The 20,462-nt window shown below is 49.9% G+C and carries 14 protein-coding genes; 10 read left to right on the forward strand and 4 right to left on the reverse strand.

The genetic code is table 11. The features are described from left to right. Position 1 precedes the first annotated feature (1 nt). The 6 genes from E6W40_RS22215 to E6W40_RS22240 all read left to right on the forward strand — a co-directional run bounded on the left by E6W40_RS22215 (position 2) and on the right by E6W40_RS22240 (position 8,620). Positions 2-967 (forward strand): ABC transporter permease, encoded by a 966-nt coding sequence (locus E6W40_RS22215; RefSeq protein ID WP_136607746.1) that lies wholly within the window; start codon positions 2-4, stop codon positions 965-967. After that, positions 968-1,843: a carbohydrate ABC transporter permease gene (locus E6W40_RS22220; RefSeq protein WP_136607747.1), complete on the forward strand. Its 876-nt coding sequence runs from the start codon at positions 968-970 to the stop codon at positions 1,841-1,843. A 62-nt stretch (positions 1,844-1,905) separates the two neighbouring features. Then, positions 1,906-3,564: an extracellular solute-binding protein gene (locus E6W40_RS22225; RefSeq protein ID WP_136607748.1), complete on the forward strand. Its 1,659-nt coding sequence runs from the start codon at positions 1,906-1,908 to the stop codon at positions 3,562-3,564. A 156-nt stretch (positions 3,565-3,720) separates the two neighbouring features. Further along, positions 3,721-5,538, forward strand: a complete 1,818-nt coding sequence (locus E6W40_RS22230) for a cache domain-containing sensor histidine kinase (protein ID WP_168929010.1) — start codon at positions 3,721-3,723, stop codon at positions 5,536-5,538. Beyond that, positions 5,535-6,965: a response regulator transcription factor gene (locus E6W40_RS22235; RefSeq protein ID WP_136607750.1), complete on the forward strand. Its 1,431-nt coding sequence runs from the start codon at positions 5,535-5,537 to the stop codon at positions 6,963-6,965. Before E6W40_RS22230 ends, E6W40_RS22235 begins: the two co-directional genes overlap by 4 nt. Then, positions 6,962-8,620 (forward strand): DUF4091 domain-containing protein, encoded by a 1,659-nt coding sequence (locus E6W40_RS22240; RefSeq protein ID WP_136607751.1) that lies wholly within the window; start codon positions 6,962-6,964, stop codon positions 8,618-8,620. Before E6W40_RS22235 ends, E6W40_RS22240 begins: the two co-directional genes overlap by 4 nt. Before the next feature lie 53 nt (positions 8,621-8,673). On the opposite strand, the gene E6W40_RS22245 is transcribed toward E6W40_RS22240, so the two are convergent. Further along, entirely contained in the window at positions 8,674-9,039 is a 366-nt protein-coding gene (locus E6W40_RS22245; RefSeq protein ID WP_246073132.1) for a nitroreductase family protein, read from the reverse strand. Positions 9,040-9,362: 323 nt separating this feature from the next. Here E6W40_RS22245 and E6W40_RS22250 point away from each other — a divergent pair, with 323 nt between their 5' ends. The 3 genes from E6W40_RS22250 to E6W40_RS22260 all read left to right on the forward strand — a co-directional run bounded on the left by E6W40_RS22250 (position 9,363) and on the right by E6W40_RS22260 (position 14,195). Beyond that, positions 9,363-9,977, forward strand: a complete 615-nt coding sequence (locus E6W40_RS22250; protein WP_136607752.1) for a hypothetical protein — start codon at positions 9,363-9,365, stop codon at positions 9,975-9,977. 326 nt (positions 9,978-10,303) lie between these two features. Continuing rightward, the gene (locus E6W40_RS22255) at positions 10,304-12,460 is read left to right on the forward strand and encodes an ATP-dependent Clp protease ATP-binding subunit (protein WP_136607753.1); all 2,157 of its coding nucleotides are present in this window, start codon (positions 10,304-10,306) and stop codon (positions 12,458-12,460) included. Between the two features lie 373 nt (positions 12,461-12,833). Beyond that, positions 12,834-14,195 carry an FAD-dependent oxidoreductase gene (locus E6W40_RS22260; RefSeq protein WP_136607754.1) on the forward strand — a complete coding sequence of 454 codons (1,362 nt, stop codon included), beginning with the start codon at positions 12,834-12,836 and terminating at the stop codon, positions 14,193-14,195. A gap of 112 nt (positions 14,196-14,307) precedes the next feature. On the opposite strand, the gene E6W40_RS22265 is transcribed toward E6W40_RS22260, so the two are convergent. From E6W40_RS22265 to E6W40_RS22275, 3 genes are all read right to left on the reverse strand, one after another. Beyond that, complete coding sequence (locus tag E6W40_RS22265) at positions 14,308-15,177, reverse strand: hypothetical protein (protein WP_136607755.1); 870 nt, start codon at positions 15,175-15,177, stop codon at positions 14,308-14,310. Positions 15,178-15,296: 119 nt separating this feature from the next. Beyond that, the gene (locus E6W40_RS22270; RefSeq protein ID WP_168929011.1) at positions 15,297-17,102 is read right to left on the reverse strand and encodes a cache domain-containing sensor histidine kinase; all 1,806 of its coding nucleotides are present in this window, start codon (positions 17,100-17,102) and stop codon (positions 15,297-15,299) included. Next, positions 17,099-18,745 (reverse strand): response regulator transcription factor, encoded by a 1,647-nt coding sequence (locus E6W40_RS22275; protein ID WP_136607757.1) that lies wholly within the window; start codon positions 18,743-18,745, stop codon positions 17,099-17,101. The genes E6W40_RS22270 and E6W40_RS22275 overlap by 4 nt, the downstream gene beginning before the upstream one ends. A 312-nt stretch (positions 18,746-19,057) precedes the next feature. On the opposite strand from E6W40_RS22275, the gene E6W40_RS22280 reads away from it, so the two are divergent. After that, a complete protein-coding gene (locus E6W40_RS22280; protein ID WP_136607758.1) occupies positions 19,058-20,455 on the forward strand; it encodes an ABC transporter substrate-binding protein in 1,398 nt (465 codons plus the stop codon). Positions 20,456-20,462 lie beyond the last annotated feature (7 nt).

Consider the following 20,462-nt stretch of genomic DNA (forward strand, 5'->3'; position numbering starts at 1 on the left):
TATGTTAGAGAGCAAACTGAACGGAGCGAAAGAGTCGCCGCCCGGCACCAAGCGCACCACAAATATTGTGGCCAAGCATGTGTGGGAGGCCAGGTATCTGTATATCCTGCTTTTACCGCTGGTGGCTTATTATGTCGTCTTTCATTATTACCCGATGTATGGGATTATCATTGCTTTTAAGGAATACAGCTTCTCCAAAGGTATTCTGGGCAGTCCCTGGGTTGGTCTCAAGCAATTTGAGTCGATGTTCAGTCTTCCCCAGTTTATCGACGTGCTCAAGAATACCCTTATTCTCGCCGCAGGACGGATCGTTATTGAGTTTCCCATTCCAATTATTTTTGCTCTACTGCTCAATGAAGTCCGCCGAACGCTCACCAAACGATTTTATCAGACGGTATTTACCTTTCCGCATTTTCTGTCTTGGGTCATCGTTTCGGGTATTCTGATCAACTTTCTGAGCGACTCCGGCGTACTTAATCAGCTGCTGCAATATGTCGGACTGCCAAAAATCAATTTGCTGATGGAGCCCTCAAGCTTCCGCGGCCTCTTGTTCGGCACAAGTATCTGGAAAGAGATGGGCTGGGGAACGATCATCTACCTGGCTGCCATTGCGGGCATCGATCCCGCGCTGTATGAAGCGGCAAGCATCGACGGGGCTAACCGGTTCCAGCGGATGCTGAGAATTACCTGGCCCTCGATTCGCAGCACGGCAGCGGTGCTTTTCATTTTGCAGGTCGGCAACATTATGAACGGGGCGGGCTTCGACCAGATCTTCAATATGTATCACCCCGGAGTATACGAAGTGTCGGATATTCTCGATACCTTCATCTACCGTTCAACCTTCTATGAAGGCGGCAGCTTCAGCTTCTCGACGGCGGTCGGCGTCTTCAAATCCATTATTAACTGCATTCTGCTGATTATCGCCAATCTGGCGGTCAAGCGCATGGGCCAAGGAGGATTGATGTAAATGGTTGAAAAAAGAGGCTGGCCGAACGTCGTCATCCATCTGATACTTATCTTTGTGGCTGTGCTGATTCTGGTGCCCATGTATAACGTAGTGCTGATTTCTTTTGCAGACCCCGGCGCAATTGCCAAGCAGGCGATCTACCTGATTCCGACATCGTTTGACTTGAGCTCGTACAAGTACATCTTTTCCGGCGATACCGTGTTCAGGGCGCTTGGGGTATCAGCCATTGTCACCATTGTCGGCACGCTGATTAATATTGCTCTTACCACTATCGGTGCGTATGCTCTGTCCAAAAAGCATCTTCCTGGTAAAAATGCCTTCCTTGTTGGGATTCTAATCACGATGCTGTTCAACGGCGGGCTGATTCCCATCTATCTGACGGTCAAGCAACTCGGGTTGATCAACAGCGTCATGTCCATGATTTTGCCGCTTGCCATCAACACCTTTTATCTGATTATCATGCTGACGTATTTCCGCACGGTGCCCGAGGCGCTGGAGGAATCGGCGAAGATCGACGGTGCGAACGACATCCAGGTGCTGCTGCGGATCGTGCTCCCGATCTCCATGCCGACGATTGCCGCCATCACCCTGTTCTATGCGGTGGACCGCTGGAATGAATGGTGGAGCGCGCTCCTGTATATATCCGAGACGAACAAGTTTCCGATGCAGCTGTATTTGCGGGAGATGCTGGTGGACGTCAACAAAATGATGAATAACGCCTATGCCGCTTCCATGGCTTCCGAGATGCGCAATACGTATCCGGAGGGCCTTAAAATGGCGACGGTCGTCGTCACCATGCTGCCGGTCATGTGCATTTATCCTTTTCTGCAGCGCTTTTTCTCGGCCGGCGTGATGATCGGATCACTGAAGGAGTAATTGGGGCCAAAAGCTCTAATCAACTTATAAAAAGATTGCAAATTAAAGGGAGGTTCTGCTTCATGATGTCAAAAAAGTTCAGAAGACTTGCGACAGGAGCCGTTTCGCTGCTCATGGTGTTTACGGTAGCGGCTTGCGGCGGCAGTAAGACGGAACAGGCGGCAGATCCGGGCAAGATCGAGCCGGCAAACGCTGGGGAAACAAAGACGGAAGCTCCTACAGAGAGCAATAAAAAGTTGGAAATCAGTATCGGCATGTGGGATGCCGATAAGGCTTTTGTCAATCGCGATAGTGATGAAATGCTGAAAAAATTCGAATCGGATTTCAATGTATCGTTCAAGCCCAAAAACGTAAGCTGGTCCGATTATCAGGAAAAATTCAGACTCTGGGCGGCTGCGGATGAATTACCTGACATTATGGCGAACGACATGTTTAATACAGCGACCTATAATCAATGGATTGATCAAGGCATCATCCGGCCATTACCGGATGACCTCAGCAAATATCCGAATGTGAAAAAGGTGATGGATCAAGCCGATATACAGCCTCTGAAGGTGGACGGCAAGTTTTATATGATTCCGAGGCTAACCTTTGACTCAACTGAAGACTGGGTCATGGAACGCGGGCTAATCGTCCGCAAAGACTGGATGGAGAAGCTGAACATTCCGGTGCCGAAAACCTACGATGAATACAAAAACATGCTGGTCAAATTTGTAGGCGAGGATCCAGACGGCAATGGCAAGAAGGATACGATCGGGGTGACGCTCCGTCTTCCTGGATTCCTGGATACACCGCTTCTGGGCACTATTCCGCAGTACAGCAATGAGGGCTGGTTGTATGAGGGTGGAAAGTGGATACCATCAGTTGCTTCTACGAAAATGGTCGACGGCTTGATACAACTTCGCGATATGTACACCAGTGGAGCCCTCGATCCGGATTTCCCAATTCTGAAAAACGATGATGGCATGGAGAAATTCGCCCAAAATAAAGCCGGAGCTATCTTTAATCAAATTTCCATCGATAAGCTTGCAGGATTAAAGACAATGTGGTCGAAATATCAACATGATAAACCGTTCGAGGACGCTGTTATCATACTGCCGATTTGGCCGGACCAGGAAGGAAATACATATCGATTCGTACAAACTTCCTTCTGGTCGGAAAGCTATTTCAGCGCCAAGGTAGATGACGAAAAGATGGATCGCATTCTAAGGCTGTATGACTTCCTGCTGTCACCGGAAGGGGATACGCTGGTTCGCTACGGATTTGAAGGTAAAGATTACAAATTGGATGGTGATAAGGTCATTGCTACACGTCCTGCAGATGCTAAAACGGGGGCTATGAAGGATTTGAAGGATATTTATCCCTTCCAACAGTTGATTGCGATGACCGCCAGATGGCGTGAAGGGACTTACTTGGATGATGGGGTGAAACGAACCATGTACGGGGATAAGCTGGTTGACATAACGGATGAATACTACAATAAGCAAATGGCTGAAGCCAAACCAATCCCGACGGCCTTCGATATCAAGCTGATGTCGACGCCGGCAAAGGATAAGGTCATGGGCATCAAATTTATCGATGACATTACGAAGGTCGTGATCGGTAAAGAAGACCCGGCCAAAATGTGGGGAACGGTCCTGAAGGGTTATGAAGCGAAGGGATTAAACGAGGCCATAAAAGAAGTGAATGACAAAGCGGCGGAAATGGGCATCAAGCCATAATCCGTACTGCTCCGTGAGTCACTTCCTCTGCAGGCTATGCCTGCAGAGGAAGTTTATTGCATATTCAGGGGCAAATGTATGCGATAATGGGGAGGAATACCAGGAACTTAAACTTGTCCTGGAACATCACAGACACGGAGGGAGACCCGCCTCTTGTTGCACTACATCAAAGCTCTGCCGATCCGGCGGCAACTGTTTCTTATTATTTTGGCCTTTATGTTGCTGCTCTTTGCGGTGATGGCCACAGCCTATATGTTTACATCAAGGTGGCTTTATAACCAGAACAGCGATTATTCTTACCTGCTTCTGAACAAGATCAGGCAGCATATTTCCGCGCAGAATACGGCAACCAACCGCTTGATCCAAGGGATAGCTTATAACGAATCGGTTCAGCAGTATTTGTTGGAGAGTAAAGATCAGTCCCCGTGGAGATACGAGTTGTACAAGCAGACGAATACTTTGGTAGCCCGGTATAGCTCACTTCGTGAAGGGATTTCGGACGTGACGATCATGGGGACAGGCGGCAGCAACTTTAACTTGATGTTCGATCAGCAGAAGCGGGCGGCGGTTCTGGAAACCATTGAAGAGATGAAATCGAAAGGATACGGCGGATCGAGTCCTTATTATAAGGGACTCATCGTTCACCATGACGGGGATAAAGATAATCAGTATTTTCTTGTGGGGCTACCCATTAACAATGCCATGTCGACCTCGACGGTGGGCAGACGGCTTGGGTATATGGTCGTATTTATGGAGCCTTCTTCCTTTATCTCCAATGTGGAAGAGGTGTATCAGAATGCCTTCGGTAAAATTTATGTGCTTGACCGAAACGATGTCGTCGTCGCAGCCAGCGGCGGCGGGCATATCGGAGAAGTCTATGCGCTGGATCAACTGGAGGAGGCCGGCGGTGGAGACTATGTGTTCTATGATCAGCAGCATACCCGCCATATCGTGAGAATGGTCGATCTGCCGGATATTGAAGGGAAGATTATCAACGTCATTTCCGAAAAGGAACTGCTGCGCGGAATGACGGATATTCGGAAGGTCTACATGGTCATTCTAGCCTTAACTATTCCGACCTTGGTCTTCATGGCGATTGTATTCGGAAGAAGTATTGTGTCCCCCATTCGTATGTTCATCCGGGCTATCAACGCCTTGAAGATGGGACAGTTTCAGAAAGAAAGAACCGAGATCAAGCTGGACGGTTATCTGGAAATTAAAATCATGGCGGGCAAATTCAATGAAATGATCGAAGCGATTGACGAGCTGACGGAAGAAGCGGTGGACTCGCGCATGCGGATCTACGAGCTGGAGTTGTCCAAGCAGACGGCCGAGCTTTCCTATCTCAAGCATCAGGTTAATCCGCATTTTCTGTACAATACCCTCGCATCCATGAAAGGGTTGGCCGCCGAGCTTGACATCCCGCAGTTCGTGGAAATTACCGGCGCCCTCAGCCAGATTTACAAATACAGCATCAAGGGCGCGGAGTGGGTAACGCTGCGCGAGGAGCTGGATATCGTGAAATCCTACGTCAAAATCCAGCAGTTCCGTTTCGAGGACCGCTTTGACGTCTATTATGACGTGGATCCGCAGCTGCACGACCGCAAGATCATCAAGATGATTTTGCAGCCCATCGTCGAGAATGCTTTATCCCACGGTTTGGAACGGAAAATGAATAAGGGAACCCTCCGGATTGGCGGATGCGACAACGGGCAGGGGGCTACCGTGCTCTGGGTCAAGGATGACGGCGAGGGCATTCCGCCGGATAAACTTGAGCAGCTTCAGCAGGCGCTATCGGGACACGCGGAGCGGGAACCCGGAACGACCGAGAATCACAGCCTGGGGCTGATGAACGTCCACAGAAGGCTGCAATTGACTTATGGAAGCGGTTCCGGATTGGTGCTCAGGAGCTCGCCCTCTGGCGGCACGGAGGTATACCTGACAATATTGGCAAACCGGGGTGATGATGCATGAAGTATAAAATTGTCATGGTCGATGATGAAAAATGGGTCTTGAAAGATATCCGCCGTTCTGTAGACTGGGATTCATACGGATATGAAGTGGTAGGAGAAGCCATGAACGGGATTCTGGGCTTGAAGGCGATTCAGGAGCTCCGTCCCCATCTGGTGATCACGGATGTCCGTATGCCGGGCATGGACGGTCTGGAGCTGATCCGCGAGGTCAACCGGCTGGGCTTGGATACCAAGTTCATCGTATCCAGCGGTCACGCCGAATTCCAATATGCCCAGCAGGCACTCAATGCAGGCGCGATCGGGTATTGTCTGAAGCCGTTCGAGGAGGAGGAGATGGCGAGTCTGCTCATACGGTTCAGAGCGATGCAGCAGGAGAAGGAGCTTCTTCTGCAAATGGAGCTGCTGTATTTGATGTCGGATCGGCTGGAGCATGAGGGTTACGCTGATGAACTGCTTGTACGTATGGGTCTTTCCTGGAACAGGGAACAGGGGATGATCGTAGTTGATGTCATGGGAGAGGATCAGGAGCTGCGGGGTATCTCCGCTCCGCATATCCGCGTACGCACGGGCAAGCAGGAAACGATGTATTTGCTGGAAGCTGGGCTAGAAGGCAGCATGGATCACGATCTTGCAGTAGGATTATCCATACTCCCGGATATTAAGGGCTTCGGCTGTTCCAGGCGTATTACGGATATTGGCCAGCTCCGCTGCGCCTATCAGGAAGCGGAGATTGCATCATACCAGTGTTTTATTACGGGACGGAAGGGACCGTTTATGCCTGTTACTGAACGCCTGCGGCCGGAGATTAAGGAGCTATTCCAGCAAATGGGGAATCAATTCAATCTGGAGCAGGCATCCAGAGCCTGCGATATGTTTATGCAGCATGCTGAACAGGGCACGGTAGATATTCAGGATGCACTGCGCTTTTATAATACGTTCTTCCTCATGTACAGCGGTCAAGTCGAGCAGGATGAATATATTCACAGCTTTGAGCAATTGGTAGAAAAGTATGGGACCCTCGCGAATATGATGAACGAGATCAGGAATTTATCCTCGCATCGTAGCGAGCTGGCTGGAGAGTTAGGGCAGGTAAAGAATGAAACACTGCAGGATATTCTGCGTTATCTGGATGGCCACTTCACAGATGATGTATCGCTCAAAAGCATTTCAGAGCAGTTCTACGTGAATCCCAGCTATTTAAGCCAGCTGTTCCGAAAAATGGTGAATACCACCTTTCTACAATATGTAACGGATAAGAGGATTGCCTATGCGTGCCAGCTGTTAAGTAGTTCCCGGCTCTCCATTTACGAGATTTCGGAGCAGTCCGGGTACCCGAACTATTTTTACTTTGCGAAGATTTTCAAAAAGATCATTGGCAAGACCCCCACGCAGTACCGGGAGGATATGAAGGGAGGATGTAATGTATGACGCAGAAATTCGAAACCCGTATTGTCCATTCTTTAGTGAAGGTATTTCCTGATGAGGAGCTGCAGGAGACGGAAGTCGTCAAGGGAGCGGCACTCCAGAATGAGGTCTTCTCGTACCAGGTGGCCTATCGGTCGCAGCATTGGATTCCGTCGATTCATGTGAAGGTCGAGTCCGAAATCGGGGATTACATCACGATGCGCAGCGTCGGTCTGTCACCATCGGAGTACCCTGTGCAGGGCGATCATGACGACAACATGCTGCGGACCACGCCTGGCCTGTATCCGGATCCGCTGCTGCCGCTGAGCGGCGACGGCGTGCGTGCATATCCGGGGCAGTGGCGTTCGATTTGGATCTCGGTGAACCCGAAGAACGAGGTTATTCCCGGCCTCTACCCGACCGTGGTGCGTTTCGTGATGGAATCGGGAGAGGAGCTGGCAAAGGAACGCTTTGAACTGGAGATCATCGGGGCACAGCTGCCGAAGCAGCAGCTTCTGCATACGCAGTGGTTTCACACGGATTGCCTGACGACGCACTATCATACGGATGCGTTCAGCGAAAGACACTGGGAGCTCCTGAAACAGTACATACAAACCGCGGTGGATCACGGCATCAATATGCTGCTGACGCCACTCTTCACGCCTCCGCTCGATACGGAAGTTGGAGGGGAACGGCCGACCGTGCAATTGGTCGATGTCGAGGTGACGGGGGAGAATCAGTACCGTTTCGGATTTGACCGCCTGAAAAGATGGGTGGAGCTGTGTAACGAATGCGGCATCGAGTATTTCGAATTCTCGCATCTGTTCACGCAGTGGGGGGCGAAGCACGCGCCGAAAATCATGGCAACCGCAGATGGCGAAGCGAAGCGCATCTTCGGCTGGGAGACCGACGCGTCGGGCGACGCCTATCGTGCATTCCTGAATCAGTTTCTGCCGCAGCTGGTTGAATGGATTCGGGAGAACGGGCTGGAAAGCCGCAGCTATTTCCATATTTCCGATGAGCCGACGCTGGATCACCTGGAATCTTACGAAAGCGCCCGTAATATCGTCAAGGATCTGCTCGAGGGATTTCCCATCATCGACGCGCTGTCGGATTACGACTTCTATGAAAAGGGTTTGGTGGAGAACCCGATCCCGGCCAACAATCACATCGAGCCTTTCCTGGAGCACGGGGTCACGCCGCTGTGGACGTATTACTGCGTATCACAGTACAAGGATGTATCCAACCGCTTCTTCAGCATGCCGTCTGCACGCAACCGGATACTCGGTTACCAATTGTACAAATACGATGCGGCCGGATTCCTGCACTGGGGATATAACTTCTGGTATACGCAGTATTCCAAGCAGGTCATCGACCCGTTCCACGTGACGGACGCAGGGGGCGCTTTTCCTTCCGGCGACGCCTATCTGGTGTATCCGGGAGAGGATGGCCCGATCGAATCGATCCGGATGGAGGTTATGTACGAGGCGCTGCAGGATTTGCGCGCGCTGCGCCTGCTGGAGGAACTGATGGGGCGAGATGCCGTACTCGCGGCGCTGGATGAGGGCCTGGATGAGCCGATCACATTCAGCTGCTATCCGAGGAACGCGGATTGGATTCTGTCGAAGCGGGATTGGATCAACGGTAAGATTAAAGAGCATATGCTGGCGGCAAAATAGCACGGATGAAAGAGACATCGAAAGATGTCTCTTTTTTAATATTATTTGTATTATCATGCCTTAGGCATTTCGTTGAAGAAAGCGACATCCTCAATCGGCAATCTTACCGTCGGGTGTCCGGGCTTTGCCGCCTTACCGATGGCGATGAGCATAACAGGAGAGTATCTCTCCGGAATATCGAACGCTTCTACAAATGTAACTTGGTCAAAGCCGCCCATCGGTAATGTATCATAGCCTTTAGCGCGGGCGACAAGCATAAGCTGCATGGATACCAACCCACTATCAATCAATACTTTTCGGAGAACGGTCTCTGGAGGCATGCTAACGAACATCCCTTGATAGCGTTCCATGAATGATTTAGCCGTCTCTTCCGGCATGTAACCCGCATCGACCGCCATTTCGTAAATTTTCCCGGCCAATGTATAGCCTTCCAAATCTCCAAGACGGACATGTTTCTCTCCTCCTCATCATGATTGTGCTCCATGCAAGCAATAAACTGGAACATTTATTATAACAGATTTAGGTGCAGCTCGTTAATGAAGGCGAGGGAGCATTTGACGATGCTCCTTTTTTCAGATGAAAAGGAATCCAGCCGAGAATTCCGCGGGAACGGGGCTTCAGGGTTTACGCATTCTATGAACTAACTTACAATATATACAAAATATAACATGCGATTGAGCAGTTTTGATCGCTCAGCCTTTCGAATCATGAAGGCAACTAAAAAGTATGAAATGAGGGGAACATGAAAACAGGGCTAAAGCTTTTGATGGTCTGTTCCATTTTGATTTTGCTGCTCGGCGGCTGCAGTTCGCGGCCTGAGGCGGATACGCTTGCGGTGATCCAGGCACAGAAGGATTCCGACTATGAGGAAATGTTTAATGCCTTATCTCTCGGCAATATTTTCGATTATAACCTTAGCTTGCCGCATGCCGACAAAACCTGGGTTGAAGTATGGGTGGAAGGTTATAAAAAGGGTAAAAAAATGCAGGGATCGCCGCTGATCTCGCTCTCCTACGGTTTCGCTCCGTCCAAAACAAGCGCAGGCGCTTTGGGGTGGGGGATCGTAAAAGAAGGCGGAGCGCAGAAGTCGATGATTTTATACGCTCCTGGAGCCGGGACGGGATTAAGCAGCGTACCCGACGTGATTGATCATAATCTTTCATCGATGATGGGTTCAGTCATAGGGGATCAAAAGCTTGAATTGAAAGCCGGCGAATCCACGATATTAGCGGTATGCCGCCAAAATGAATCCGGTGTTTATCAAACGTTTGACCCGGAGCAATTGAAGGAAATGCTGCAAACGGATGCGGTGACGCTGCTACTGAAGATCAAGCTGGATACGAAAAGCCCGAAGTGACAAGGACTCGGAATTGAAGGGATCATATTCTATGGAAAGATCAGCATTCAGCTGCACATCATTCACTGGGGCAGCTTGTAGTTTTGGACAACGAGCAACTGCGATTGCGGTCGGTAACAGCCGGCATTCAGCGCAGTTGTTCTTTTTTTTGCCTGCACAAGAAAACAAAATGAAAATTTTCAATACATTGTTTTCAAACATCTTGACTTTGCGTCTGAATGCGGTATAATAGTCAAAGAAAGTCAAAGTCAAAAGAAATTGATCAAACGTCAAACTTAGCTTGATCCAACCCAATTAGCAACATACCAAGAAAGGGGCCATGTACAATGCGTTGTCAAAAATGTAATCAGAACGAAGCAACGGTAGGACTTAGCCTAACAATCAATCAAAAATCCGAAAAACTATATATATGTCAGGAATGCTATGCAAAAATAAATAGCGGAATTCCGTTCCATGCCGGCTTCGGCTCATCAGGCATGTCGCCGATCGATGAATTCTTCAAAGGCTTCATGCAGCCGCAGCAAGCTCAACATGATGCTTCTGGCACCCATGCTGCTGCTAACCGAGCTTCTGGAAACGGCAGCCAAAGAGGCGGAATGCTGGATCAGCTGGGACGCAATCTGAATGACGCCGCGAACGCTGGCCAGATTGATACGGTGATCGGCCGTGATGAGGAGATCGAACGGGTCATTGAAATTTTGAACCGCCGCAGTAAAAACAACCCGGTGCTGATCGGTGAACCAGGGGTTGGTAAAACAGCCATCGCCGAAGGTCTTGCCCTCCGTATTATCGAAGGCAAAGTACCGGCCAAGCTGCTGAATAAAGAGGTATATTCACTGGATGTTGCCTCTCTTGTTGCAGGTACAGGTATCCGGGGTCAGTTCGAAGAGAAAGTTAAACAATTGATTGCCGAGCTGCAGCAGCGCGAGAATGTTCTGTTATTCATTGACGAGATCCATCTGCTGGTCGGTGCAGGTTCTGCTGAAGGTTCGATGGATGCCGGCAATATTCTGAAGCCCGTGTTGGCACGCGGTGAACTGCAGGTGATCGGTGCTACCACACTGAAGGAATATCGTCAGATCGAGAAAGACGCAGCCCTGGAACGCCGGTTCCAACCGGTCATGGTCGATGAACCAACGGTACAGGAAACCATTGAAATTCTGAAAGGACTGCGTCCGAAATACGAGGAATTCCATGGGGTCCGCTATTCAGATGACACCATTGCAGCTTGTGTGCAGTTATCTCACCGTTACATTCAGGACCGGTTCCTGCCGGATAAAGCCATCGATCTGCTTGATGAATCGGGTGCCAAACTGAATCTGCGTGCTTCCGAGAGCGGTCATGGGCAGATCCAAGCACGTCTTGAGAAAATCAGAGGCGAGAAGGATCAGGCAACCCAAGCTGAAAATTACGAACTTGCTGCCAAACTGCGTGATGAAGAAGCCGGTCTGTTGAACCAGTTGGATCATGCCGGAACGGATCACGGCAGCCAGACAGAGGTGCGTGTAGAGGATATACAGCAGATCATTGAACGCAAAACAGGCATTCCGGTCGGTAAACTGCAGCAGGATGAGCAGAACAAGATGAAGAACCTTGCAGCCCGTCTGGAAACGAAAGTGATCGGTCAGACCGAAGCGGTGGAGAAGGTAGCTAAAGCGGTACGCCGCAGCCGTGCAGGACTCAAGCCGAAGAATAAGCCAATCGCTTCCTTCCTGTTCGTCGGACCAACCGGTGTTGGTAAGACAGAACTGTCCAAGTCGCTGGCAGAGGAACTGTTTGGTCAGGCAGACGCTATGATTCGGCTGGATATGAGTGAATATATGGAGAAACATTCCGTCTCCAAGCTGATCGGTTCGCCTCCAGGCTATATCGGTCATGATGAAGCGGGTCAATTGACGGAGCGTGTACGCCGCAATCCGTACAGTATTATCCTGCTGGATGAAATTGAGAAGGCGCATCCCGATGTGCAGAATATGTTCCTGCAGGTATTGGACGACGGCCGCCTGACGGATAGCCAGGGCCGTACCGTAAGCTTTAAGGAAACAGTGATCATTATGACCTCCAATGCAGGCATTACGGAGAAAAAGATCACCGTAGGCTTCTCGGCTGCTGAATCCGTACAGACCAGTTCGATTCTGGACTCGCTGGGTTCTTACTTCCGGCCTGAATTCCTGAACCGCTTTGATGCGATTATTCCGTTTGCTTCACTGAAGGAAGATGACCTCGTTCAGATTGTCGATAATATGCTTGGCGAAATTGAGATCACGCTTGGCGAGCAGGGTATTTCCCTTAATGTCTCTGATGATGCCAAGAAGAAACTGTCAGAGCTGGGTTACAATCCGGCATTCGGAGCCCGTCCGCTGCGCCGTGTCATCCAGCAGTACGTTGAAGACGGCATCACCGATCTGGTGCTGGACGATGAGGATGTGCAGCATGTTGAAGTCGATGTTCAAGATGACGTGATTCAAGTAACGAAAGCCTGATTCTCTGCTTCACATCAACAATAACTTTTAGACGAAATGCGCCTTTCAGAATGGTAGTGGTTGAACCTTCAGGTTCAACCTATGAATCATTTCTGAAGGGCGCATTTTTTTGTTTTTTAACTGTCCGGCCTGAGGAGAGGCGGGTAGAATATTTTGTTGTGATGAATGTGAAAATATGAACAATATTTGAAATTAGACGTCTAACCCCTTGAAATGTGAAAAAAATCACAGTATACTGTAAATGTGAAATAAATCACAACAACATCTATTTCATCAAGTTTCTATTCTCTAATCCAACAACGCCGCATGAACTTTATAGCACCATAGATCAATTTTATTAAAAAACTAACCCATTCCCAAGGAGGAACTTATCATGAAAATTGCAGTCATCGGTTGTACACATGCAGGAACGGCAGCGGTGGTTAACGCCGCGAAGCTTTACCCTGAAGCACAAATTACCGTTTATGAACGAAACGATAACATATCCTTTCTATCCTGCGGTATTGCCCTGTATGTAGGTGGTGTCGTGAAAGATCCGGAAGGGCTCTTTTACTCCTCGCCGCAGCAGCTGGCTGATTTGGGTGTCGTAACCCACATGCGCCACGAGGTGCTGGCTGTTGATGCCGACGCCAAGAAACTACAGGTTCGCAACATGCAGACGGGAGAAGCATTCGAGGATTCGTTTGATAAACTTATTGTCACGACAGGTTCTTGGCCGATTATTCCGAAGCTGGCGGGGATGGAGCTTGGTAATATTCTGCTCTGCAAAAACTACGATCATTCCAACACCATTATTGATAAAGCAAAGAACGTGAATCATATCACGGTTGTCGGCGCAGGCTATATTGGGGTGGAACTGGTGGAAGCATTCCAGCAGAGCGGCAAGCAGGTCACGCTCATTGACAGTGCGGACCGGATATTGAACCGGTATCTGGATGCCGAATTCAGCAGCCGGATCGAGGAATCCTTCAGCAGCAAAGGTATCGAGCTGGCGCTGGGGCAGACGGTGCAAGCTTTTGAAGGTAAGGATGGCATGGTAAGCCATGTTGTTACAAGCAAAGGTAAAATAGAAACAGACCTGGTCATTCTCTGCATCGGATTCCGTCCCAACACGGAGTTGCTGAGAGGTCAGGTAGATATGCTGCCTAACGGCGCGATCATCGTTGATGAGTATATGCAGACCAGCAAGAAGGATGTTTTCGCCGCGGGTGACAGCTGTGCCGTCAGATATAACCCAACAGGCAAGGCAGCATATATCCCGCTGGCAACGAATGCAGTACGCATGGGCATGCTGGTGGCCCGCAATCTGATGCATAAAACGACGAAGTACCTGGGAACACAGGGAACGTCGGGATTGAAAATATACGATCTGAATTTAGCTTCGACCGGACTTACCGAAGGTGCATGCAAGGACGAGGAGCTGAATGTAGATACGGTTACGATTGAAGATGCTTACCGGCCGGAGTTCATGCCTACAGCAGAAACCGTGAACGTGAAGATTGTTTATGAAAAAGAAAGCCGCCGCCTTCTGGGTGCGCAGATTATGTCCAAAGTCGACTTAACGCAGGCGATGAACACGCTGTCGGTATGTATTCAAAACAAGATGACCGTCGACGAGCTGGCTTTCGTGGACTTCTTCTTCCAGCCTCACTACAATAAGCCATGGAATTTCCTGAATTCGGCCGGTATCGCGGCACTGCCTGAGATCAAGACGGAACAACTGCAGCACCATTGAATGATTGTAATAGGTCATCTTAAATACCAAAAAGGTCATCTTCACAGATGACCTTTTTTTGCTGCCAATCTTGGGTGGATCCAGCCTGCTTCTAAGTGATGCATCTTACCGCCTACTCAGCCTGCTTCTTTTCCTTGCCGCCCAGATTGATGCCCACCTGTCCGTCATGGCTGCCGACATTACCGCCGAGCTTGAGGCTCACACCCTGACCGCCACCCACTTGAGCGCCGGCATGAGCACCAAGACCATGGTCTCCGCCGATTTGGGCACCCGTGCTGAATTCAGCTCCTTGACCGCCGCCCAGCTGGCTCTTCACATGGGCACCAAGTCCATGCTCACCGCCGATTTGGGCTTCGGTGTTCAGGCCAATTCCCTGCTGCATGCCTGCGTGGCCTTCCACATGAGCCTGGATGCCGTATTTGCCTCCCAATTGGCTGCCGGTCTCGAACTGAAAGCCCTTGGCCGTGTTATTCAGATTGGCTTCACCCTGCATATTCAGGCCATACGCCTCCGAGCCCACATGGCTGCTGACTTGATTGCTGACGCCATGTTTATCTAGCTGGGTTGCTGCTTGGAAACCGGCGCCATGCTTACCTCCAACTTCAATGCCGGTGTTCATTTTCATTCCCGGATGGTTCTCTACTTGAACATTCTCCACATGGGTATGTTCAACCATTTGCTCCGGCTTAGGTTCAAGCTTTACCTGAAACCCTTTGGGAGTAGGCTCTACCCGGCTTGGATCCAGCGACGGATATGGCGCGGTATACGAGATGCCGGGATAGGGAGATGGGTATGCTGGATATGCCGGATAAGGAGAATATCCCGGATAGGCTCCAGTGTAAGGATAAGCTCTGCCTGGCATAGGCCAGTAGTAGAACGATGGCGGAAACGGACTGCGGAATGTATAAGCATACGGATCATACGCAAAAGTAAGCGGATGGTTATGCTGGAAGCCGGGCCCGAAGGGATAGTTTATCGTCATGTCAAATGAACCTCCAGATCAATTGTGATGATAATAGCCTATTCACCGGAACGTGAAATGACACATATTATTATGCTTTGCTTCAATTGATCATGGAGGAGGATCAAACCAAGAATACGTTATGGACTACTCTGTACCGCCGGCAGCCGGATTGTGATCGTCGTACCGATGCCGAGGTGACTGTCGATGGTCATACCGTAATGCGTGCCAAAATAGAGGTGAATGCGTTCCTGCACGTTAACCAGACCGATATGGTTATCATCACCTGATTCGGACTGCTCGGCCAGACGCCGCTGCAGTGCCACAAGCTGATCCGCACTCATGCCGGCGCCGTTGTCGCGAACGGTAATCAGAAGCTGATTCTCATTTTGCACCGCGCACACCTCCAGCAGTCCGGGGCCGACTCTTCTTTCCAGGCCGTGAATAATGGCATTTTCGATCAGCGGCTGCAAAGAGAAGTGTACGACCTGCAAAGATTCCGTATGCGGTTCGAGCTGCTCAGAATATTGGATCTTATCCCCGAAACGCATCTGCTGCACCTTGATATACAGCCGGATATGCTGGAGTTCCTGTTCCAGGGAGACGATATCCTTGCTCATTTTGGTATGGATGCGGAACAACTGCCCCAGCGTGCCGATCATTTCCCCGATTTCACGCTGGTCGTTCAGGATTGCCTTCATTTGCACCGATTCCAGGGCATTGGCGAGAAAATGCGGATTAATCTGGCTCTTCAGCGCTCCCAGCCTTGCAATCTTCTGCTGCACCTTGGCTTTGGAGGAGCGTTCGATATAATCCTGCAGCTCTTGGGTCATTTTGCGCAGACCCTGATACAGCACGCCAAATTCATCCTGCCGTTTGCTTCCCAAGTCCACGTCGAAATTACCCATACCGACCCGTTCCACCTGACGTTTCAGGAATATAATCGGCCTCGTTACGCGTGCCCGCATGATAAGGAGGAAAATGATGGCCATACCGATTGAGCCGACCGCAAGGAAGAGAATGATCCGGCCGAGCATTGCGGAATCCTTGGTCATTTCCTTCTCATTCGTATATTGAATGACCTTCCAGCCGGAATAAGGGGAGGTGACGAAGTTGAAGTAGGAATCATGACCCTCAAAATAGCTGTAAAAGCTGCCTGTCTGCTGACCCAGCACCTGCTCGAACTTTTGGCTGTCAATTTGCATCGGCTTCGAAAAATCCGGGTTTTTTGATGCGTAAATAATGGCTCCGGAAGGGTCCGTAATGGCAAAATTCCGCTTGGTATTCTCGGACAGGCTCAGAATTTCGCGCAGGGAATCCAGACGGATATCCACCAGCATAACGCCAAGCGGCTGCTTGCCGCCGGTTTTGTTAATGACCCTTGCGATCGAGATCACCTTTTCTTTCGTATCGATCTTGTGGAAGGGGGTATGCGTGCCGAAGATGACAATGCCACCCTTTTTTGCGAGCGTTTTGAGGTACCAGTCCTCCTGCTCGAAATTTTCGTAATGAAGGTCCGCACGGTTGAAATTGGCCGAGTAAAAAAGCTGATGACCGGCGTAAATTTGCACGCTGTCGACATTTTTGATGGTCATTTCGAGCGTGCTGATAAAATGCTGGATGATGTACTGGGAGGAGAGCTTCTGGTCATCGTCCGGGTTGTTGATCCATTTTTCCAGCGCGTTCTGCAGCTGTCCGTCCATATGCGCATAAAGTGTTCCCTTTTCAATACTCTGCAGATACTGGTCGATATTGAAGGATAAATTGTTCAGGATGAGGTCGGAGCTGCTGGTGTATTCCGATTTGACGGTTTGCAAGGAGGCGGAATAAATAATGGCCGAGATGATCAGCAGCGGGATGGTGACCGTCAGGATCATCAGCACGAAAATTTGGGTGTTGAGATGCCTCATATGAAAAATTCTGCGCAGCCACAATGAGCTTTTCAATCCATCATCCCCATTTGCTTCCGGTAATCGGAGGGTGTCATATCCGTTAATTTGCGAAAGGTTTTAACAAAATGCTTATAGCTGGCATAGCCGCACATCTGGGCCACATCCGTCATCGGAACCTTGGACTGCAGGAGGCAGCGCTTGGAAAATGCAATACGTATTTCTGTCACAAAGGCCATATAATTTTTATTCAGCTTGGTCTTGAACAGGCGGCTGAGATAGGATGGATTGTAGAAAAAGCGGTCCGCAACCATCTGCAGGGTAATCTCCTGATCGATATGCTGAAGAATATAGGCCTCAATCTGCTCAAATATGGCGATATCGGCACCACCCTTTGCGGCTTGGCCCATATCCGCACGCAGCTGCAGCATCCAGCCGGCAAGCCACTCAAACAAGGCCGGCATGGAGTCAAAATCATCCACAAACCGTAAATAAAGCAGCCTCTGATGATACATCTCCTCGATATTGATGCCATGCTTGCCTGCATACCGTATGCCCGTCGCAATTACTTCCTGGATGAAACCGAGACTTTGCTCCATAGAGATCTGACCGGTTTTGGCCTGAAGATCCTGCGCCAGCCGGTCCATGAGCTGTTTCAGCTGCTCCATTTCGCCCTGCTCCAGGCAGGAAATCAGCTGCATTTTGTCCTTGTCTCCTAGATGAATGTTGCTTGTCTTTAAAGGTTCGGATGATGCAGACTGAAGCTCATACACATGCCGGCCCTTCTGGGCAAACCGCATAAACAACGCCTGGTTGGCTTGCAGCAGCAGGGCAGAAAGGGTTTTGAGATCAGAAGCTGCCGGGCCCTGCGCCAGGAATAGCCGGATATTCTGCCTTGCCGATGCGCTCCGGAGGAAAGCTTCTGCTTCCCTGTGCAGCGCAGGGCTCAGAAGGAGTGGAGTATTTCCCTCATCCATTATTGTAAACGCATACATTTTATTGTGGGACATGTAACTGAATAGGACCTGACGTTCCATGGAAGGTAGGATATTCTGCAGCATGGATACAAGCAGCTGTCCGGCATTTTGCCGCCACCAGGATTTGGACTGCGGTGAAGGCACAGAGTCTGGCACATAGGAGAGCACAAAGGGCTGCATGCACAGATTTGCCTCGTCCATTCCGCACAAGGCAGCCAGCTGTCTCGGGTCCGCCGGAGCTTCTCCATCCTCAAGCAGCTGTTTGACGAAATGACTCCGCTTCAGCTGGATATTTTCGGCCAGATTATGCTGCACGGCGGCAGCCAGCCGCTCCTGCTCGCGTTTCGTTTCCAACTGACGGACACAATCCTGAATGGTCTTAAGGCTCTTCTCATATTGCAGCGGCTTTAACAGGTATGCGGACACATTGCCGAGGCGGATGGCCTCCTGGGCATATTCGAATTCATTGTAGCCGGTCCAGATGACAAAAAGCGTCTCGGGCAGCCTGTGGCGCAGGGAGCCGATCATTTCCAGCCCGTCCATAAGCGGCATCCGGATGTCTGTAATGATAAGGTCGGGCTTTTCCTTCAGTGCGGTTTCCACGCCCTCAGCCCCGTTCTCGGCTTCCACGATGTCATGAAAGCCAAGCTCCTTCCAGTCCAGATACTTTTGAAGTCCCATGCGAATTAACGGCTCGTCCTCAACAATCATCAATTTATACATCGCCTTAGCCCCCGGTAATTCGTTGTTATAGTTATATTTTTCTGATGCAAATATATCATCGCGGTTGGTCGACAATCTCGTATAAGGATTCTATAGAATCCTTGAGGTTATTTACGATTGTATAGGAAGCGAATCGAAGATAAAAAACAATATATGGAAAATGGGAACCCGAGTGAAGGAGTTTGTCATAAGGGTCAATTTTGAGGGATGAAAGTAAAAATTAGGGTATTCAAGAAAATAGACGAGTGCCCCTATAATTACACTTGTAAGCGCTATACCAAAACAATTTCAAACCATTCAGGGGGGTAAGAAATGAGAACAGTAAAAAAAGGGCTGATGACGCTCCTAGGCATTACATTGATCGGTACCCAGCTCGTTGCTTGCGGATCGACAAGTGATTCGGCGAAAACAACCGAGCCGGCAGGCAATGACAAGAAAGAAACAACCGCAGAAACACCGAAGGATACGGCCAAGCCCGTAGAAATCACGTGGTGGAACTTCCCGAGCTTTCAGGCGCTTGACGGGGAAGTCGGCAAGTATGAGAAGCAGATTATCGAGGCCTTCAACAAGAAATACCCTGAGATTAAGGTCAATCTGGAGATGATCACTTTCGAAGCCGGACCCGAAAAGCTGAATGTTGCCATTGCTTCGAATACCGCTCCGGATGTTATCTATGACGCGCCAGGCCGGATCCTCGACTGGGCCAAGAAGGACCTGCTCGCTCCGCTGGATGACATGGTGACGGATGAAGTCAGAAAAGACGTTCCGGAAGCGCTTTGGAAGCAGTCCATGGTCAGCGACAAAACGTATATGTATCCAATTAATACCGCTCCATTCATGATGGGCGTCAACAAAACCGTATTCGAAAAAATCGGCGCGCTTGATCTGCTGCCGCTGGACCGTCCAGACCGTACCTGGACGTTTGATGAATATAAAAAAGCACTGCAGGCTGTGAAAGAAAAAGCTCCTGATATCATTCCTTCCGGATTTTTTGCGAAAAGCCAGGCCGGAGACCAAGGCACGCGTGCTTATATCGCCAACCTGGGCAACGCAAGCTTTCTGAACGACGATTATTCCAAAATCGCAATCAACACGGACAAAGCCGGAGCGGCTTTGGACTGGATCAGACAAGGCGTGAAGGATAAGCTGGTTGTTTCGGGCTCCGAATCCCTCACCGGCGGTGACGTCAACGACTTGTTCCTGCAAGGCAAGCTGGCGATTACGCTGAACTACTCACCGGTTCTCAGAGCACAAAACAAAACGCTGAAAAAAGCAGAATTTGAAGATGTTCTGGTGCCGTTCCCTACCATTGACGGCGCGAAGCCGAAGCTGGAGCCTTACCTTGGCGGCATGGCCATTTTCAACAATGGGGATGATGCCAAAATTGCCGCTTCCAAGAAGCTGATCGACTTTATTGCCAATGATCCGGAATGGGGCAAGAAGGATCTGATCCAAACCGGCGGTTTGTCTGCACGCAGCTCTATTACTGGTCTATACGACGACCCGGAGTACACGTACGCTGAACAAGCCCGTGATTTCTACTCCAATCCGCCAACCATCGTAGACGGTTATGCCGAAGTACGTACGTTCTGGTTCCCAGAACTGCAGAGAGTGCTGCTTGGCAAGGCTACAGGCAAGGAAGCACTGGATGAATTCGCGAAAAAGGCGGATGAAGCCATCACCAAAGCCAAGGCTGAAGCAGGTAAATAAACCATAT

This window comes from Paenibacillus dokdonensis (assembly GCF_004916975.1).
Classification (GTDB): Bacteria; Bacillota; Bacilli; order Paenibacillales; family Paenibacillaceae; genus Paenibacillus_AQ; species Paenibacillus_AQ dokdonensis.

Excerpts from the sequence above, each read along its gene's own strand:
- E6W40_RS22225 (WP_136607748.1), top strand. The coding sequence starts at position 1,906 with ATGATGTCAAAAAAGTTCAGAAGACTTGCGACAGGAGCCGTTTCGCTG.
- E6W40_RS22265 (WP_136607755.1), bottom strand. The coding sequence starts at position 15,177 with ATGACGATAAACTATCCCTTCGGGCCCGGCTTCCAGCATAACCATCCG.
- E6W40_RS22235 (WP_136607750.1), top strand. The coding sequence starts at position 5,535 with ATGAAGTATAAAATTGTCATGGTCGATGATGAAAAATGGGTCTTGAAA.
- E6W40_RS22215 (WP_136607746.1), top strand. The coding sequence starts at position 2 with ATGTTAGAGAGCAAACTGAACGGAGCGAAAGAGTCGCCGCCCGGCACC.
- E6W40_RS22240 (WP_136607751.1), top strand. The coding sequence starts at position 6,962 with ATGACGCAGAAATTCGAAACCCGTATTGTCCATTCTTTAGTGAAGGTA.
- E6W40_RS22255 (WP_136607753.1), top strand. The coding sequence starts at position 10,304 with ATGCGTTGTCAAAAATGTAATCAGAACGAAGCAACGGTAGGACTTAGC.
- E6W40_RS22220 (WP_136607747.1), top strand. The coding sequence starts at position 968 with ATGGTTGAAAAAAGAGGCTGGCCGAACGTCGTCATCCATCTGATACTT.
- E6W40_RS22275 (WP_136607757.1), bottom strand. The coding sequence starts at position 18,745 with ATGTATAAATTGATGATTGTTGAGGACGAGCCGTTAATTCGCATGGGA.
- E6W40_RS22250 (WP_136607752.1), top strand. The coding sequence starts at position 9,363 with ATGAAAACAGGGCTAAAGCTTTTGATGGTCTGTTCCATTTTGATTTTG.
- E6W40_RS22260 (WP_136607754.1), top strand. The coding sequence starts at position 12,834 with ATGAAAATTGCAGTCATCGGTTGTACACATGCAGGAACGGCAGCGGTG.
- E6W40_RS22280 (WP_136607758.1), top strand. The coding sequence starts at position 19,058 with ATGAGAACAGTAAAAAAAGGGCTGATGACGCTCCTAGGCATTACATTG.